This window comes from Rhizobium sp. AQ_MP, from assembly GCF_014237835.1.
Taxonomy (GTDB): domain Bacteria; phylum Pseudomonadota; class Alphaproteobacteria; order Rhizobiales; family Rhizobiaceae; genus Allorhizobium.
The window spans coordinates 1-206 of sequence record NZ_JACJVI010000119.1 but is presented as its reverse complement, the minus strand read 5'-3'; the positions used below and the strand labels follow the sequence as shown (position 1 = coordinate 206).

Genomic DNA, 206 nt, shown 5'->3' with positions numbered 1-206 from the left:
TGGTGGAGCTGAGCGGGATCGAACCGCTGACCCCCTGCTTGCAAAGCAGGTGCTCTCCCAGCTGAGCTACAGCCCCAACCATCGCAACACCCGACATTCCTGCCAGGGTCAAGGGAACAGTCAAACCAAATGGTGGGCCCGGGTAGACTCGAACTACCGACCCCACGCTTATCAAGCGTGTGCTCTAACCGACTGAGCTACGGGCC

At 60.2% G+C, this 206-nt stretch carries 1 tRNA gene; it reads right to left on the bottom strand.

The features are described 5' to 3' along the window. Nucleotides 1-76 (bottom strand) — tRNA-Ala (locus H6M51_RS24495). Nucleotides 77-206: the final 130 nt, after the last annotated feature.